This is a genomic window from Dietzia sp. SLG310A2-38A2, from assembly GCF_014145095.1.
Taxonomy (GTDB): Bacteria; Actinomycetota; Actinomycetes; order Mycobacteriales; family Mycobacteriaceae; genus Dietzia.
Genome location: NZ_JAALDX010000018.1, coordinates 1 through 17,465 on the forward strand (window position 1 = coordinate 1; position 17,465 = coordinate 17,465).

Consider the following 17,465-nt stretch of genomic DNA (forward strand, 5'->3'; position numbering starts at 1 on the left):
CGGGCGCCTCTGCGGCGGGGTCGGTGGTCTCTGGGGCGCTGGCGGCGGTCTCGACCTCGTCGCCGGCAGTGGCGGTACGGTCCTCGTTATCGTTGCTCATGAGGTGACTCATGCTACGGCGTCGGAGGCCCCACACGCGACACGACGACGCAGGTCACTCCCCCGACGTCACCCGGGCCATCCGGTCATGGGTCTCACGGGCGAACAACCACGGGACCACCGCTGCCAGGAGCAGCGCCCCCGAGATGGCGAATCCGGCGGTGTAACCGGATAGCTGCACCACGACGCCCACCAGCACCGGACCGAGGATCGCCCCAGAGTCACTGGCCATCTGGAACGAGGCCAGCACCTTGCCGCCGGAGCGGTCGGCGCCGATCACGTCCGCCACCGCCGCATGCTGGGCGGGATTGAGCACCCCCGCGCCAATGCCCGCCACGACCGATGCGGCGATGAGCAGAGGAACCGTGTCGCACCATCCCAGAATGATCGTCGAGATACCGGAGACGACCAGGCCACTGATCACCAGCGGGCGCCGGCCGTATCGGTCGGACAATCGGCCGGCCAACGAGATCACGGCCGCCGTCCCCACGGCGAACGAGGCGAGTGCAGTCCCCGCGATACCAGGACCGGCGTCGAAGTTCGCAGCCGCGAACAGGGGGACTATCGCCACCCGGACGCCGAAGGAGGACCACCCGTTGGCGAAACTCGACACCAGTGCGGCGACGTACCGGGCGTCCCGTAGCGCGTCCCGCACCGGGAGCGGCTCCTGCTCGGGGGTCCCGTCGTCGGGCGACTGCCGCCGTCCGCCCCGGAGGAATACGGCCACCACCGCGGTGGCCACGAGCAGACTGACGGAATAGACGAAGAACGGCACGCGCATGCCGAACCCCGCGAGTAGCCCGCCGAGGACCGGCCCGCCGATGTTGCCTATGAGGAACGCCGTGGCGTAGAAGCCCATGATCCGGCCGCGAGCGCCCGGTGGCGAGAGCCGGGTGAGCAGGGCCATCGCGGAGATGGTGAACATGGTCGAGCCCAGACCACCGAGACCACGGAAGACCAGCAACTGCCAGTAGGACTGCGCGAACCCGGTGGCCAAGGTCGATATCGCCACGATGAGCAGCCCGCCCATGTAGACCCACCGCTCCCCCAGCCTGTCCACGAGCACGCCGCCGGCGGGGGCGAACACGAGCCGGAAGAAGGCGAAGACGCTCACGACCACCGAAGCGGCCGCCACCGAGACGTCGAAGCTCATGGCGTACTGGGGAAGGACGGGGGCGACGAGTCCGTAACCCACCGCCACAGCGAAGGCCGCGGCGATGAGTACCCAGATGTCGGCGGGCAGCTTGGCACCCGCCTCGGGCGTCCGGGCTGCGGTAAAAGGCAGCCTCACGCCGAACGGAGCACACGGGCGAGGACGTCGGCGCCGAAGTGCAACGCATCGACGGGGACCCTCTCGTCGACGGCGTGGAAATGCCCGAAGACGTCGAACTCGTCCGGCACCCTCAGCGGGACGAAGCCGTACCCGTGGATCCCCAACGGCGCGAGGTGCTTGTTGTCCGTGCTCGCCGGCAGGAGGTACGGCACGACCAGGGCACCGGGGTCGGACTCGTGGACCGCCTCCCGGATGACGGAGACCAGCGGATCGTCGGCGGGCGCGGCGATCGGCGGTTGCCAGATCCAGTCGACCGCCACGTCAGGTCCGAGCTCGTCCTCGATCTCCGAGCGGAAGGTGTCCTCGCCTCCGGGCAGGACGCGGCAGTCGATCTCCGCGAACGCCTCGGACGGGATGACGTTGGTCTTGTAGCCGGCGGACAGGACGGTCGGCGAGGCGGTGTGCGAGAGCGACGCTTCGACCAGCGGGCCGAAGTGCCCGAGCACTCCCAGGTGCGCGGGCAGGTCCGCGACGTCACCACTCGACCCGGCGAGCTCACCGACCGCCGCCGCCAGGGCCGTGTTGGCCTCCGTCGGCGCGACGGGGAAGTGGCGGCTCGCGACCCGGTGGACGGCACCCGCGATCGCCGCGACGGCGTTGTCCGAGGTCGGGCGGGACGCATGGGCGGCGGCCCCCTTGGCGCTCACCCGCGCCCAGGCGACGCCTTTCTCCGCGACGGCGATCGGGTAGAGGCGGCGCCCGGCCACCGGCACGGACCACCCACCGACCTCACTGAGTGCGTGGGTCATGCCGTCGAAGATCTCGGGGCGTTCCCGCACCACCCACTGCGCTCCCATGGTCCCCGCGGCCTCCTCGTCGGCGAAGAAGGCGAGCAACAGGGGCCTGCGCGGGACGATGCCCTCGCGTCGGTAGTGACGCACGACGGCGAGCATCATGCCGATCATGTTCTTCATGTCCACTGTTCCACGGCCGTAGAGCCAACCGTCCCGGATCTCCCCGGCGAACGGTGGGACCGTCCAGTCCTCCGCGACCGCGGGCACCACGTCGACGTGACCGTGCACGACCAGGCCGCCGGCGGCGGGGTCCGATCCGTCGACGCGGGCGAACAGGCTTCCGCGGCCGGGCACGGACTCCACCAGCTCGCTCCGGATCCCCACCTCGTCGAGGTACTCCGCGATCCGTCGGCACACGCGGGTCTCACCGTCGCCGATCGTGGCGGGATCGCCGGTGTTGGTCGAGTCGATGGACACCAGCTCAGCTGTGATCGAGACGGCCTCGGAGTGCAGTCGTTCCCGCATCTCGTCGGTCATCGGCACGGCGTCCGTCATCCGAAGCACATCCCTTCCCCACGGTAGGTGGGCCAGCGGTCCACCACCGCGGGTCCCTGTGCAGTCTCGTCCACCACCTGGAGCGTGTCGAACCGCTCGCAGACCTCCCCCGCCTTCGCGTGGCGCCACCAGGCGCGCTCGCCTATCGCCACCTCCCCTCGCACGGGGGTCTGCACCTCGCCCGCACCCTCCCTACCCAGGTACCGCAACCCCGCGGGGCGGGCGGGGACGGGCAGCCGGTCCGGTCCCGGTACCCCGGAGGCCACGTACCCGCCGTAGAGGAATGTCGTCAGACCACGAGCCGGGGTCCTCACCGCGGGCAGAGCGAAGAACAGCGAGGGCCGCGGTGTGAAGGACCGGTAGTGGTCGAACAACCCGGGAACGAAGAGTCCGGACCCGGCGGTCACCTCGGTGACGGCCGGGTCCGCAGCACTCTCGGTGAGCGAACCGGACCCCCCCGAGTTGACGATCTCCGGTCGCTCCCCGGTGACATGGGAGATCACCTCGGCGACGGCGCCCCGCACCCCGAGCAGACGTCGCATGGACAGGGTCTTGACCAGGCCGACACCCCGGACATCGTCGGGGACACCGGCGACCTGGGCCTCGTAGAACATCACACCGACGACCCGGAACCCCATCGCCACGGCTCGACGGACCAGCGGCTCGACGTCGGCTGGCCCTCGTAGCGGCGACCGCCTCACGCCCAGGTGGATCGGACCGAGTCGAAGCGAGGCGTCCACGTCGACGCACACCCTCGCGCCGCCCGCACCCGATTCACGCGCGATCTCCAACTGTCGTACGTCGTCGACCATCAGGGTCACCGCGTCGAGTGCGCCCGGATCCGCGCCGAGCCGCGCGAGTGCCCCACGGTCGACCGTGGGGTATCCGAGCAGGACGTCGTCGCACCCCGCGTCCACGAGCCACAGGGCCTCGGTGAGCGAGTAGGCCATGATCCCGCGCACCGTGCCGTCGCCCCGAAGCCCCGGACCCAGGACCTCCTCGAGCACACCGCGCGACCTGACGGACTTGCTGGCGATCCGGATCCGCGTCCCACCCGCTCGTCGCCGGAGGTCGGCCAGGTTCGTCCGCAGGGTGGGCAGGTGGAGCGCGGCGAGTGGCGCATCGAGTCCGGCGGTGGCCACCTCGACCGCGTCCACGGCGTCGGTCGCACGGCCGGCCATCGGCCTAGCCACCGTCGATCGGATGCGCGTCCGCCACCACGAGGTCGACCGCCCGGTGGAGGAGGGCGATCGCCTCGTCGTCATCCCGACAGATCTGCCAGCGCAGCCCGATCCCTGCCACCGTGGCCTCCACGACGCGGACCATGTCGTCGAGACCCATGCCCCAGCGCATACCTGCGGACTGCGCGGTCCTCTCGAGCACCGACCGGATGATCTCCTCGTTGGACTCCTGCTGGTGACGGGCCAGGCCGATCTCGGGTGACCCGTGCGTGCGCAACGAGTAGGAGACGATCTCGTAGGTCAGGAGCTGCCGGTCGGGAGAGGCGGAGATGACGGCCCAGATCAGATCGATGGCCTCGTACAGTCTCCGTCGCAGCCCCTCCCTGCCGCGGGCCCCCGAGTCGAAGTCGACGTTGATGAACGCCCTGGCCGCCTGGTGCACCTCCGAGTTGACCGCGCCGATCACCTCGCGCAGCAGCTCTTCCTTGTCCGTGTAGCAGTAGTGCACGACACCGAGGGAGACCCCGGCGCGCTCCGCGACTCCGCGGACGGTCACCGCACCAAGCCCGTCGTGTTCGGCGATCTCCAGGGCCGCCCGTAGAAGCTGCGCTCGGCGCTGATCGGAGGGGAGGCGTCTGGTCACCCGTCCATGGTACGACGACGACGTGGTGGGCACACTTCGTCCCCGGAACCCATGGGCGCCGCCCAGCCATCAGGTCTGTCGTCCAGGTTGGCCCCCTTCGGTGGTCGGGGGGGTAACGTCGGCAGCCATGACGACCTCGACCGCACCGTGGCAGAACTGGGCCGGAAACGTCATCTGCTCGCCTTCGGGCCGGTCCGACCCCACGACCGTCGCGGAGGTCACGGACATCGTGACCTCCGCCGCCGACCGGGGGTCCCGGGTCAAGTGCGTCGGCGCCGGCCATTCCTTCACCCCCGCCGCGGCGACGGACGGGGTCCTGGTCTCACTCGACGACCTCACGGGGATCGAGTCGATCGTCCCGACCCGCGACGCCGACGGGCACGTCGACGGGGCGGACGTGACCGTCTGGGCGGGCACGCGACTGCACCGGCTCGGACCCCTGCTGTGGGACCTGGGACTCGCGCAACCGAACCTCGGCGACTTCGCGGAACAGTCGCTCGCCGGCGCGGTGTCGACGGGAACCCACGGCACGGGCCGGGACGCGGTCGGACTGCCGGCCACCGTGGTCGGTCTGCAACTCGTCGCCGCGGACGGCTCCGTCCTGAACTGTTCACGCGAGGCGAATCCCGAGGTGTTCGAGGCGGCGCGACTCGGGATAGGCGCGATCGGGATCATCACCAAGATGACCATCCACTGCGTCCCGGCGTTCGCACTGAGCGCCGAGGAGCACCCGTGGACCCTCACGGCCGCGCTCGCCGATCTCGAGGGCTTCGCGAGCTCCGCCGACCACGCCGAGTTCTTCTGGTTCCCCCACACCGACGCCGTCACCGTCAAACGCAACACGCGGTTACCGGGGGACGCCGACCTGCAGCCGTTGGGCCGGTTCCGCGAGCTCGTGGGCGACGAGTTCCTGTCCAACGAGGCATTCGGTGCGTTGTGCCGGACGGCCGCACGTCGGCCGTCGATGACACCCCGGATCAACCGCCTCGCCGCCCGGGCGATGTCGGCTCGTGCATACACCGATCGCAGCTACCGGGTCTTCGCCTCCTCGCGGCGGGTCCGCTTCCGCGAGATGGAGTACGCGGTACCGGTGGGCGCGGCCGCAGCCGTGTTGGGTGACCTCCGCGACATGATCGACCGCTCCGGCTTCGTCACACCGTTCCCCGTCGAGGTGCGTTTCGCGGCCGCGGACGACGTCTGGATGTCGACCGCCCACCACCGGGACGTCTGCTACATCGCGGTCCACCAGTTCCACCTGATGGATCACACCGAGCTCTTTCGATGCGCCGAGGAGATCTTCCTCGCAGCGGACGGACGACCCCACTGGGGCAAGATGCACACCCGGACCGCCGCCGACCTCTCGGACACGGTCCGGCACTTCGACGATTTCGTCTCCGTGCGGGACCGACTGGACCCGGACCGGGTCTTCGCGAACCAGTACACCGAACAGGTCCTCCCGTAGGAGACGGGACCACGTGATTCTCCGTACCGTGGAGTGATGGACAAGGGGCGACCGCCCCCATCGCGAACACCCTCGAGGAGATCCCGTGCCAGACCGCGTCCCCGCCGAAACCGACGTCTCCGGTCCGCTCGCCGGAATAGCCACAGGAGCTCTCCGGAAGGCGATACGGAGTCAGGCCGGCGCGGCACGCGCCTACGTCCGCAGGCTCCGTGACAGTCATCCCGACGAGAGTCCCGCACGGATCCGCGAGCGGCTCGACTCCCGCTTCCTGACCACCGTCACCGCGTCCGGGGCCGCCGTGGGCGCCACGGCGGCAGTCCCCGGGGTGGGCACCGTGGTCGCGTTCGGGGCGATCGGTGCGGAGTCCCTGGTGTTCATCGAGGCCGCCGCGTTCTACACCCTGGCCGTCGCGGAGGTCCACGGCGTGGACGTCAAGGTCGGCGAGCACGAGGAGCTGCTCGTGATGACCGTCATGCTCGGCGCGTCGGGCACCGCGATCCTGGCCAACGCGGTCAGCACGAGCGGCGGGGCCTCGGCCGGCGGGTCGCTCGCCGGCAGGTCGCTGGGGCTCCCCGGGCTGAAGGAGGTCAATCGTCGGATGGTGTCCCGATTCGCCCGGAAGTTCGCGGTCAAGCGGGCGACCCTCGCCATGGGCAAGCTGGCCCCGGCGGGCATCGGCGCGGCGGTGGGAGGCTGGGGGAACCGGCGGCTGGGTCGGACCGTCGTGAATGCGGCGGCGAGCACCTTCGGGACCCCTCCGGACAGCTGGCCCGCGACCTGAGCCCCGTCCGTCGAGTGCGCCGCATCCCCCTGTCAGGTGAGATCGGAGAGCCGAGAACGCGCGGAAGGTCTAGCCTGGGTTCATTGCGTGTGAAACCCACCACAAATCAGGAAGGCACCACAACATCGTGAGCAACACCGTCTCACAGTTCGGACAGAACCAGTGGCTCGTCGACGAGATGTACGAGCGGTTCTCCAAGGACCCGTCCTCCGTGGATAAGTCCTGGCACGAGTTCTTCGACGCGAACCCCGGGGCCGCGGCCGCCTCCGGTGGGAGTTCGTCGAACGGCTCGTCCGGTGCCAGTCCGGCTTCGGACGGGGGTGACGCACGCACTGGTGGGACGAGTAGTCGTGGCACGACCGGTGGAGAGAAGAAGAGTGGCGGCAAGAACGGCACGAAGGTCTCCGCCGAGAAGTCCGGGGGCGACAACGCCACCCCCGACGCGAACACCCAGAAGACCTCGGAGCTGACCGTCGCGGACATGTCTCCCGAGTCCTCGGCGCAGGACGTGGCCGCCAAGCCCACCGCCGAGAGCTCCCCGAAGACCAAGGCGCGCGGGCAGGGCGTGCCCGCGCCCGTGCGGACGCCCGGCTCGCGGAGCAAGTCGGACGCACCCGCCGCCAAGCGGACCACGCGGCCCGAGTACACGCCGCCCGAGGAGGCGGAGAACAAGGTCCTGCGCGGCCCGGCCAACGCGATCGTCAAGAACATGAACGCGTCGCTGACGTTGCCCACGGCCACCTCGGTCCGTGCGATCCCGGCCAAGCTCATGATCGACAACCGCGTCGTCATCAACAACCATCTCAAGCGGACGCACGGCGGCAAGATCTCCTTCACCCACCTCATCGGGTACGCGATGGTGCAGGCGATCAAGGCCTACCCGAACATGAACAACCACTTCGAGGAGATCGACGGCAAGCCCAACGTCGTGACCCCGAACGGGATCAACCTCGGCCTGGCGATCGACATGAAGACCAAGGCGGGGCGCACCCTGGTCGTGGCCGCCATCAGGAACTGCGAGGACCTGACCTTCCGCGGCTTCCTCGACGCCTACGAGGACATCGTCTCCCGCGCCCGGATCGGCAAGCTGACGATGGAGGATTTCTCGGGGGTCACCATCTCCCTCACGAACCCCGGCGGGATCGGCACCGTCCACTCTGTGCCGCGACTCACCGTGGGGCAGGGCACGATCCTGGGTGTGGGTGCGATGGAGTACCCGGCCGAGTTCCAGGGTGCCAGCGACGAGCAGCTGGCCAACAACGCCATCGGCAAGATCACCACGCTCACCTCGACCTACGACCACCGGATCATCCAGGGTGCGGAATCCGGGGAGTTCCTCCGCGAGATCCACCGTCTCCTGCTCGCCGACGAGTTCTACGACGAGATCTTCGACGTCCTCGGTATCCCCTACGAGCCCGTCCGGTGGCGTCAGGACATCACCGACCCGCGCGTGGACAAGGACGCCCGTGTCCTCGAACTGATCGCGGCCTACCGCGACCGCGGCCATCTCATGGCCGATATCGACCCCCTGGACGGGAGGCACGCCAAGCGTCGCCGCACCTTCCACCCCGACCTCGACGTCAACTCCCACGAGCTGACGCTGTGGGACCTGGACCGCAGGTACTCCGTCGGCGGATTCGTCGGCAAGGACAAGATGCGCCTGCGCGACGTCCTGTCGGCGCTGCGCGCGGCCTACTGCCGCAAGATCGGCATCGAGTACACCCACATCCTCGAGAACGACCAGCGACAGTGGATCCAGGAACGACTCGAGGGCGTCGACGACAAGCCGACGGTCGCCGAGCAGAAGTACATCCTGTCCAAGGTCAACGCGGCCGAGGCCTTCGAGACCTTCCTGCAGACCAAGTACGTGGGTCAGAAGCGCTTCTCCCTGGAGGGCGCCGAGTCGGTCATCCCGATGATGGACGCGGTGATCGACGAGGCGGCCGAGTTCGCGCTCGACGAGGTCGTGATCGGGATGCCGCACCGCGGTCGCCTGAACGTCCTGGCCAACATCGTGGGCAAGCCCTACCGTCAGATCTTCACCGAGTTCGAGGGCAACATGGACCCCTCGGCCGCGCACGGCTCGGGTGACGTCAAGTACCACCTCGGCGCGGAGGGGATCCAGTACCAGATGTTCGGCGAGAACGAGATCAAGGTCTCGCTCACCGCCAACCCGTCGCACCTCGAGGCCGTCGACCCCGTCCTGGAGGGGATCGTGCGCGCCAAGCAGGATCTCATCGAGGACGAGGACTGGCGGGCCGAATACCCGGTCGTGCCGCTCATGCTCCACGGTGACGCGGCGTTCGCCGGTCAGGGAGTGGTCGCGGAGACGCTCAACCTCTCCCAGATCGACGGGTACCGCACCGGTGGCACCATCCACATCGTCGTCAACAACCAGATCGGGTTCACGACCGCTCCCGAGGCCGGTCGGTCCAGCCAGTACTCCACGGACGTCGCCAAGATGATCGGCGCCCCGATCTTCCACGTCAACGGTGACGACCCCGAGGCGTGTGTACGGGTGGCGCGGCTGGCGATGGACTTCCGCCAGCAGTTCAAGAAGGACGTCGTGATCGACCTCGTCTGCTACCGCCGCCGCGGCCACAACGAGGCCGACGACCCGTCGATGACGCAGCCCCGGATGTACGAGGTGATCGACGGCAAGAAGAGCGTTCGCCAGTCGTACACCGATGATCTGGTCGGTCGCGGCGACATCACCGAGAAGGAGGCCGAGAACGCCCTGCGCGACTTCCAGGGCCAGCTCGAGCGGGTCTTCAACGAGGTCCGCGAACTCGAGAAGCACCCGGTCAAGGCATCCGAGTCGATCCTGCCGAACCAGCCGCTGCCCAAGCGTCTGGTGACCGCCGTCGACGAGTCGGTCATCCACGCGATCGGCGACGCCTTCGGCAACCTGCCCGAAGACTTCCACATCCACTCGCGTGTCAAGCCCGTCTACGAGGCGCGCCAGAAGATGGCCTACAACGGGAACATCGACTGGGCGTTCGCCGAGCTGCTCGCGATCGGTTCGCTCGTCATGGAGGGCCGGACCGTTCGACTGGCCGGTCAGGACTCGCAGCGCGGCACCTTCACGCAGCGGCACGTGGTGGTGGTCGACAAGACCACCGCCGAGCCCTACTCGCCGCTGCAGAACCTCGACGACGCCGACGGGCGGTTCGAGGTGTGGAACTCTGCGCTCACCGAGTACGCCGGTGTCGGGTTCGAGTACGGCTACTCCGTGGGCGACCCGGAGGCGCTGGTCCTGTGGGAGGCGCAGTTCGGCGACTTCGTCAACGGCGCCCAGACCATCATCGACGAGTACATCTCCTCCGGTGAGGCCAAGTGGGGCCAGAAGTCCTCGGTCACCCTGCTCCTGCCGCACGGTCACGAGGGCATGGGCCCGGATCACACCTCCGGCCGCATGGAGCGGTTCCTTCAGCTGTGCGCCGAGGGCTCGATGACGGTTGCCCAACCGTCGACCCCGGCGAACTACTTCCACCTCATGCGCCGCCACGCCACCGACGGCATCAAGCGCCCCCAGATCGTCTTCACCCCCAAGTCGATGCTGCGGAACAAGAAGGCGGTCAGCGCCCTCGCGGACTTCACCTCCGGCAAGTTCCGCTCGGTGCTCGACGATCCCACCTTCGTCGACGGTGGCAAGGATCCGGAGAAGGTCAAGACCATGCTCCTGGTCTCGGGCAAGCTCTACTACGAGCTGGCAGCCCGTCAGGAGAAGGAAGGTCACGACGACGTCGCGATCGTCCGGCTCGAGCAGATTCACCCGATCCCGTTCCGCCGTCTCCGCGAGGCACTCGGGCACTACCCGAACCTCACGGAGGTCCGGTGGGTGCAGGAGGAACCGGCCAACCAGGGCGCGTGGAGTTTCCTCGCTCTCAACCTGCCGGAGGTCATCCCCGAGTTCCCCGCGCTCAAGCGGGTGTCGCGACGGGCCATGGCCGCCACCTCGACCGGCCTGAGCAAGGTCCACGCGGTCGAGCAGAAGGCGCTCGTGGACGAGGCGTTCTCGTGATCACGGCCTCGGGTTAGACTCCCGGGCCGCCCCACCGCCGCGCCGGCTCCGATCGGCCGAATCCGCTGCTCCCCCTCCGGATCCGCCACCCGACTCGGGTGGCGGATCCGGACCAGGAGTGGCGGATTCGTGCGTCCAGGGCTCAGTAGTCGTGCGAGTCGAGCCAGTAGTTGGCGAGATCGGTCGGGGTGGACGTCCCGAACTCCACGCCGAGCAGCAGTTCCCGCACGTCCTCGCTGGTCAGTTCGCCGCTGATCCTGTTGACCAGGGCTAGCTGGTCCTCCGAGAGAGAGCCCTTCCGGAACACCGGGACGAGGTGTTGGGCCAGGACGGCGTCCTCGTCGTCGTCCAGCGGCACCATGTCGTCGGGATGCAGGATCGGGTCGGTCGACTGGACCAACCCCACCCCGATCTCACCCGCCCGCAGCGCCTCGAACACCGTGCGCGGGTCCGGGCCCAGAGCCACCCTCCGCCCGAAACCGCAGTCGTACGTCCCACCCACCGCGGTGGCGAGTTCGCGGTCCATGAGCACCTCCTGGCGTGCGCCGAGTGTGAACTCCCCACATCGCCCGGCGAGGTCGGACATGGTCTGCAGACCGCGCGTCTCCGAGGTGTGCCTGGTCACGACGTAGACGGGGGCGTCCTCGGCGGGAGCCGGGTCGGCTGCGGTGACCCCCTCGGGGAGAGCGGCCATCATCGCGGCGTACACCTCGTCCGCCTCGACCTCCGTGGAGCCCGGATCGAACGCACGGAGCAACTCCCCGGTGAACCCGACGGTGAACGTGGCGTCCCCGGTCGTCACCGACTCGAGGACCTCGGCCTGGCTCCCCGACTGCGGACGAGCCGTGACCCGGGAGCCCGATCTCAACAGGGCGTTGCCGTAGATGTGCCCGACGATCTCGGCTTCGCCGAAGGAGGCGGTCTCGATCACCACGACCGGATCGGACTCGTGGGCGGGGATGATCGACGACTGCGCCTGGCAGCCACTCAGTCCCACCGCCGCGGCCCCGGCGATCGCCAGCGCCCGCACCCCGGCCCGCTCCCCCGTCCGCCGCACACGACCACGTCCTCTCTCGCCACGTCCGCACCCGATCGTGCGACACCTGTCCGTCAGTCTCCCAGCAGAACATTAACGGTGTCGTGTCGAGGCCCGGCGCCGGATAGTGTCGAGGTGACGAGTGAGGGGGCGCTGGTGCCGAGTATCCGAGGACGGCGTGGGCATGCGGCCGCATCCACTCCCCCGCCCTCCCGGCTGACCGTCCCCGCTGAACGCGCGGTGGTGGACTGCGGTGTCTACGTCGACGGCGTCCGCGAGCAGGGGCGCTTCTCCCACCAGGCCGCGATCAGGCACGTCCGGGACACCGGGCGGGGTTTCGTGTGGATCGGCCTCCACGCCCCGGACCCGCACCAGATGGAGGCGTTGGCCAGGGAGTTCGGCCTCCACGAACTGATCTCCGAGGACGCGGCCAGCGGGCGGCAGCGGCCCAAGCTGGAGGCCTACGACGACTCCCTGGTCCTGAACCTGTCGACGGTCAGGTACCTCGAGCACGAGTCGGTCACCGAGTCCAACGACATCGTCTCGACCGGCGAGGTCATGGTGGTCCTGGGTCGGGATTTCGTGTTGACCGTCCGCCACGGTGACTTCACCGGTCTCGCCGGCATCCGCGCGGAACTCGAGGGCGCGCCCGAGAGGCTCCTACGGGGGCCCTCGACGGTGACGCACGCAGTGGCGGACCGGGTGGTGGACAGCTACCTCGAGGTGGCCGAGGGGATGAGTCGGGACATCGACGAGTTGGAGACCGCGGTCTTCGCCCCACGCACCCCGGTCGACATCGAGCAGATCTATCTGCTAAAGCGTGAACTGCTCGAACTCAAGCACGACATCGCACCCCTGGCCCTCCCCCTGAGGCGCCTGTCGGTCGAGCATCTCGACCTGATCCCCGCCGAGATCCGGCACTACTTCCGCGACGTCCAGGACCACCACAGCCAGGTCGCCGCGGAGGTCACGACCCTCGACGAGCAGATCACCTCCCTGGTCAACGCGGCCGTGGCGATGATCGGGGTGCAGCAGAACACCGACATGCGGCGGATCTCCGCGTGGGTGGCGATCGCGGTCGTGCCCACGATGATCGCCGGGATCTACGGGATGAACTTCACCAACATGCCCGAACTGCATTCCGAGTACGGCTACTACCTGGTGCTCGGGGTCATGGTCGCCGCGTGCACCGGGCTGTTCCTGCTCTTCCGCAAGAACCGCTGGCTGTAGTCAGCGGGTCAGACCCGGGTTCACCGCGCGGCGCGCCGGATCGGTCACGTCGATCCCGGCCTCGGCCCACGCGTCCTCGAGCTCCCCCGCTCCCTTGAGCCGGACCCAGGCCGCCTCGGTGTGCGTCACCGGGACCGCTCGGAAGATCCGCACGGGGGCGGCCTCCCCGCCCAACTCGACGTCAGGGATCTCGGGCGCACGGAGCACGACGGCGGTGAAGGCCGCGCCCGGCCACAGTGGCTCCCCGAGATCGATGAGAGCGCCCTCCGACAACACCAGGCCCTCGACCGCCGGGGCGGCCGCGAGCACGGCGAGCGCGCGGACGAGCCCGTCCACGCCGCCCCGCAGCACCAGGGAGAGCTCGGCCCGGGGCGCGGTCGGGTCGGGGACGAGTGCGGACGGGTCACCCATCGGGTCGGCCGAACATCCGAGCGAGGCGTATCGCACCAGGCCCGACTCGATGTCCACGAAGCGCAGGACCCGGATCGGTGCCGCGCCCAGGAAGGTCACCGCGGCCTCCTGCGGCTCGGGGCCGAGATGCGCGACCAGGTGCTCGCGGACCGCTGTCAGGACGGACGACGAGTCGGAGCGGCCTCCCGGGGCCGTCACTTGAGGCCGAGGCGTGCGAGTTCGTCGCGGACCTTCTCGGCGTTCGCGGGCTCGCACAGGATGTCGTACCGCCCGGCGACCAGCTGAGAGGTCGACGCGAAGTCGCGCTTTCCCCGTGTCGCGGCGTAGGACAGGGAGGCGGAGACCACACCGAACACCGAACCACCGACCAGTCCGGTGAGGACGACTCCCCACATCGGTTGGGTGAAGATGCCGATCAGCAGGCCGACGAAGAGACCGAGCCACGCGCCGGTGGCCAATCCGCCGAGCAGGATCTTGGGCCAGGTCAGCCGACCGGTGACACGTTCCACCTGCATGAGGTCCACGCCCACGATGGTCACCTCGTGGACGGGGAACTCCTCGTCCGCGAGGTGGTCCACGGCCGCCTGGGCCTGCGCGTAGGTGGGGTAGGAACCGACCACCCACCCGGTGGGTGGCGTGGGCAACCCGGGCGTCTGTCCGCGCCCGCGCCGTCCCGTGGTCGGGGAAACCGGAGTGGTCATCACATCGATCCTTCCGTCGCCGACCCGTTCGGATCGGACTCATGGGCGTCCGACGTCGTCATCCCCGCTGCCCGTCCCCGTGCGGAGACCACCAGAGCCATCTTACGGCTGGCCTCGTCGAGCATCTCGTCGCCGAACATCACCGCGCCGCGGGCCCCGCCCTCCTCGGACGTGGAGTGGGCGTAGGCGGCGAGGATCCCCTCCGCCTTGTCGAACTCGTCCTGACGCGGGCTGAACACCTCGTTGCCCGCGTCCACCTGGGCGGGATGCAGGACCCATTTGCCGTCGAAGCCCAGCGCCGCGGTGCGGGCCGCCGCCCGGCGGAAGCCCTCCTCGTCCCGCACCTTGAGGAACGGCCCGTCGATCGCCTGGAGCCCGTGTGCACGAGCCGAGACGAGGATGCTCAGTAGTACGTGGTGGTAGGCGTCGCCCGGCGAGTACCCCTCGGGCTGCTCTCCCACGGTGAGCGTCCGCATGCCGATCGAGGCCATGAAGTCCGCGGGACCGAACACCAGCGTGAGGACCCGAGCGCTCGCGGTGGCGATCTCGTCGATGTTGGTGAGCCCGAGCGCGTCCTCGATCTGGGGTTCGATGCCGATGTGCCCGACCGGCAGACCCGCCGCCTTCTCCACCTGTGTCAGAACCAGGTCGAGCGCCCGGACCTCCGCGCCCGACCGGGCCTTGGGCAGGAGCAGGGCGTCGACGTGGGCGCCGGCCCGGCCGATCACCTCCGTGACGTCCCGGACCGTGTACTCGGTGTCCCACGCGTTGACCCTCACGACCACGGTCGGTGCGGCGAAGCCACCGGTGGTGAGGGCCTCGACGACGTACTCGCGCGCCTGCTCCTTGGCCGGGCCCGCCACGGCGTCCTCGAGGTCGAGGAACACCTCGTCCACCGGCAGCCCGCGGGCCTTGTCGATCATCTTGACGCTGCTGCCGGGGACGGCGAGGACCGTGCGCCGGGGGCGGGCGCGGAGTCCGGCGATCGTCGCCGCGGCGGAATCCGACGGTGGGGGCTCCGTGTGCTGGGCGGGGGTCATCTGCGGGCACTCCCTCTGGTCCGGTGCGGGCGGGGCGCGATCCACCACCCGGTGACTAACCTGGTCCGCATGGCGAACCTCAACAAGGCTTTCGTCGCCAGGCTAGCCGGACTGCCGGTGATCGGCCCTGACGGGGACGACATCGGGCGGATCCGCGACGTCGTGGTGACGATGCGCGCCCGGCACAAGCAACCCCGGGTCCTCGGACTCGTGGTGGAACTGCCGACCCGTCGGCGGATCTTCGTGCCCATGCTCAGGGTCGCCTCGGTCGAGCCCCGCTCGGTCGCGCTCATCTCCGGAACCATCAATCTGCACCGGTTCCAGTCCAGGCCCGGCGAGAACCTCGTGCTCGGGGCCCTGGTGGACTCGATAGTCGGGGTCGCTCCGGAGCGCGGCGCACCCGGCATCACTGCCGGCACCGCGTCGACGGCGCGCTACCAGGTCGTCGACGTGGAGATCGAACGACAGCGCACACGCGACTGGCTGGTCTCCAGGCTGGCCGTCCGTGTCCGTCGTGGGCGCGGCCCACTGGGCCGCCGGGGGCCGGTGTCGATCCAGTCCTGGAGCCGGATCGAGGGATTCGACGACGACGCCATCGGCACCCCCGAGCACGGCGCGGAGAGCCTGGTCGAGCGATACGCCGATCTCCGCCCGGCCGACGTCGCGCACGCCCTGCGGGAACTGCCGGAGGTGCGTCGGCTCGAGGTGGCCCGCACCCTTGACGACGAACGCCTTGCGGACATCCTCCAGGAGCTCCCCCACGACGAGCAGACCGAGATCGTGACCCGACTGGAGCTCGAACGGGCGGCGGACGTCCTCGAGGCGATGGACCCCGACGACGCGGCGGATCTGCTGGGCGAGATGCCGGAGAAGGACGCGGAGTCCTTCCTCGAACTCATGCATCCGGAGGGGTCCGCACCCGTCCGGCGACTGCTGACGTTCGACGCGGACACCGCCGGGGGGCTCATGACCCCGGAACCCATCATCCTGTCCCCCCAGACGACCGTCGCGGAAGCCCTGGCCCACTGCCGCAATCCCGACCTGAGCCCGGCGCTGGCGAGCCTCGTCTTTGTGGTCCGACCCCCCACGGCCACCCCGACGGGCAAGTATCTCGGGTGCGTCCACATCCAGGCGCTGCTCAGGGAGCTGCCGTCGACGATGGTCGCCGAGACCGTCGACACCAGTCTGTCCACCCTGCGTCCCACCGATTCGGTTGACTCGGTGACCAGGTTCTTCGCCACCTACAACCTCGTCTGCGGCCCTGTCGTGGACGACGAGGGGCACCTACTGGGAGCGGTGGCGGTCGACGACCTGCTCGACCACCTGCTCCCCGAGGACTGGCGTGACATGGACCTGCACGACCACAGGGAGGTACGTCGGTGACCGAACCGGGCACGCGCTCCGCGCTCTCGACCCCCGTCACCTCGCGGCGGCCCCGCATCAGCGTCGACCCGGACGCGGTGGGCCGGTACAGCGAGGCCATCGCCCGGTTCTTCGGGACCGGCCAGTACCTGCTGATCCAGACGATCCTCGTGATCGTCTGGATCCTCATCAACGTCACGGTCGTGGCGCTGCGCTTCGACCCCTATCCGTTCATCCTCCTCAACCTCGCGTTCTCCACCCAGGCGGCCTACGCCGCCCCCCTGATCCTCCTGGCCCAGAACCGTCAGGAGGACCGCGACAAGGAGTCGATCGCGGAGGACAGACTGCGGGCCACCCAGACCAAGGCGGACACCGAGTTCCTGGCCCGGGAGCTCGCCTCCGTCCGGCTCTCGGTGGGTGAGACGGTCACCCGCGACTACCTCCGCCGGGAACTCGACGACCTCCGGCACTCGGTCGAAAGGATAGAGGCGCTGCTCGCGGACCAGAATTGTGACGCCGGTAACACCGAACGCCGCAAAAGCGATTCAGACACCAGGGGCCGGAGGTAGCGTCGACCAGCACGGCAGCGATGTCGCGACGCACCCCGCTCGCGACACCGTCCGGACGCTGTAGGGGGAACTTTGCGCAAGATCGCGCACAACACTGATCGACGGGCACTGACCAGCGCCGCCGTCGCCGCGGGCGTGATCGGCGTGCTCACGGCCGTGAGTCTGACGATGGACCACAGTCGGCCCACCGGGGCCTCGGGCATCGTCCAGGCGGCCGAGACCGCCACCCAGGAGCCGACGACGACCGCGTCGAGTGCCACCACGCCGTCCTCCGAGACCCCGCCGCCGCCCGCGGCGGCGGACC

The 17,465-nt window shown here is 69.4% G+C and carries 14 protein-coding genes and 1 pseudogene; 7 read left to right on the forward strand and 8 right to left on the reverse strand.

Annotated elements, in window-relative coordinates:
• Nucleotides 1-154 precede the first annotated feature (154 nt).
• The 4 genes from G6027_RS00655 to G6027_RS00670 are packed head-to-tail and all read right to left on the reverse strand — an operon-like array spanning nucleotide 155 to nucleotide 4,545.
• Nucleotides 155-1,390, reverse strand: a complete 1,236-nt coding sequence (locus G6027_RS00655; protein WP_182634480.1) for an MFS transporter — start codon at nucleotides 1,388-1,390, stop codon at nucleotides 155-157.
• Entirely contained in the window at nucleotides 1,387-2,721 is a 1,335-nt protein-coding gene (locus G6027_RS00660; protein WP_182634481.1) for a M20/M25/M40 family metallo-hydrolase, read from the reverse strand. The genes G6027_RS00655 and G6027_RS00660 overlap by 4 nt, the downstream gene beginning before the upstream one ends.
• Entirely contained in the window at nucleotides 2,718-3,902 is a 1,185-nt protein-coding gene (locus tag G6027_RS00665; RefSeq protein WP_182634483.1) for an amino acid deaminase/aldolase, read from the reverse strand. The genes G6027_RS00660 and G6027_RS00665 overlap by 4 nt, the downstream gene beginning before the upstream one ends.
• 4 nt (nucleotides 3,903-3,906) lie before the next feature.
• Nucleotides 3,907-4,545, reverse strand: coding sequence for a TetR family transcriptional regulator (locus G6027_RS00670; RefSeq protein ID WP_182634485.1), 639 nt, complete (start codon nucleotides 4,543-4,545; stop codon nucleotides 3,907-3,909).
• Between the two features lie 127 nt (nucleotides 4,546-4,672).
• On the opposite strand from G6027_RS00670, the gene G6027_RS00675 reads away from it, so the two are divergent.
• From G6027_RS00675 to G6027_RS00685, 3 genes are all read left to right on the forward strand, one after another.
• Complete coding sequence (locus G6027_RS00675) at nucleotides 4,673-6,007, forward strand: D-arabinono-1,4-lactone oxidase (protein WP_182634487.1); 1,335 nt, start codon at nucleotides 4,673-4,675, stop codon at nucleotides 6,005-6,007.
• A gap of 85 nt (nucleotides 6,008-6,092) precedes the next feature.
• Nucleotides 6,093-6,788, forward strand: a complete 696-nt coding sequence (locus G6027_RS00680; protein WP_182634489.1) for a hypothetical protein — start codon at nucleotides 6,093-6,095, stop codon at nucleotides 6,786-6,788.
• 127 nt (nucleotides 6,789-6,915) lie between these two features.
• Nucleotides 6,916-10,812: a multifunctional oxoglutarate decarboxylase/oxoglutarate dehydrogenase thiamine pyrophosphate-binding subunit/dihydrolipoyllysine-residue succinyltransferase subunit gene (locus tag G6027_RS00685; RefSeq protein WP_182634491.1), complete on the forward strand. Its 3,897-nt coding sequence runs from the start codon at nucleotides 6,916-6,918 to the stop codon at nucleotides 10,810-10,812.
• 142 nt (nucleotides 10,813-10,954) lie between these two features.
• On the opposite strand, the gene G6027_RS00690 is transcribed toward G6027_RS00685, so the two are convergent.
• The gene (locus tag G6027_RS00690) at nucleotides 10,955-11,869 is read right to left on the reverse strand and encodes a glycine betaine ABC transporter substrate-binding protein (RefSeq protein WP_182634493.1); all 915 of its coding nucleotides are present in this window, start codon (nucleotides 11,867-11,869) and stop codon (nucleotides 10,955-10,957) included.
• Between the two features lie 114 nt (nucleotides 11,870-11,983).
• Between G6027_RS00690 and G6027_RS00695 the strand changes: the two genes are divergently transcribed.
• Nucleotides 11,984-13,078 carry a magnesium and cobalt transport protein CorA gene (locus G6027_RS00695; RefSeq protein WP_346995580.1) on the forward strand — a complete coding sequence of 365 codons (1,095 nt, stop codon included), beginning with the start codon at nucleotides 11,984-11,986 and terminating at the stop codon, nucleotides 13,076-13,078.
• On the opposite strand, the gene G6027_RS00700 is transcribed toward G6027_RS00695, so the two are convergent.
• The 3 genes from G6027_RS00700 to G6027_RS00710 are packed head-to-tail and all read right to left on the reverse strand — an operon-like array spanning nucleotide 13,079 to nucleotide 15,230.
• Nucleotides 13,079-13,687, reverse strand: coding sequence for a suppressor of fused domain protein (locus tag G6027_RS00700; RefSeq protein WP_346995581.1), 609 nt, complete (start codon nucleotides 13,685-13,687; stop codon nucleotides 13,079-13,081). It lies immediately after the preceding gene.
• Nucleotides 13,684-14,190: a general stress protein gene (locus G6027_RS00705; RefSeq protein WP_182634495.1), complete on the reverse strand. Its 507-nt coding sequence runs from the start codon at nucleotides 14,188-14,190 to the stop codon at nucleotides 13,684-13,686. The genes G6027_RS00700 and G6027_RS00705 overlap by 4 nt, the downstream gene beginning before the upstream one ends.
• A complete protein-coding gene (locus G6027_RS00710; protein WP_182634497.1) occupies nucleotides 14,190-15,230 on the reverse strand; it encodes a CoA ester lyase in 1,041 nt (346 codons plus the stop codon). Before G6027_RS00710 ends, G6027_RS00705 begins: the two co-directional genes overlap by 1 nt.
• A gap of 69 nt (nucleotides 15,231-15,299) precedes the next feature.
• On the opposite strand from G6027_RS00710, the gene G6027_RS00715 reads away from it, so the two are divergent.
• The 3 genes and pseudogenes from G6027_RS00715 to G6027_RS00725 all read left to right on the forward strand — a co-directional run.
• On the forward strand, nucleotides 15,300-16,613 hold the full coding sequence (locus G6027_RS00715) for a CBS domain-containing protein (protein ID WP_182634505.1): 1,314 nt from the start codon (nucleotides 15,300-15,302) through the stop codon (nucleotides 16,611-16,613).
• Nucleotides 16,610-17,161 carry a DUF1003 domain-containing protein gene (locus G6027_RS00720; protein WP_182634507.1) on the forward strand — a complete coding sequence of 184 codons (552 nt, stop codon included), beginning with the start codon at nucleotides 16,610-16,612 and terminating at the stop codon, nucleotides 17,159-17,161. The genes G6027_RS00715 and G6027_RS00720 overlap by 4 nt, the downstream gene beginning before the upstream one ends.
• A 72-nt stretch (nucleotides 17,162-17,233) precedes the next feature.
• A pseudogene (locus G6027_RS00725) lies at nucleotides 17,234-17,465 on the forward strand (hypothetical protein); the annotation flags it as partial.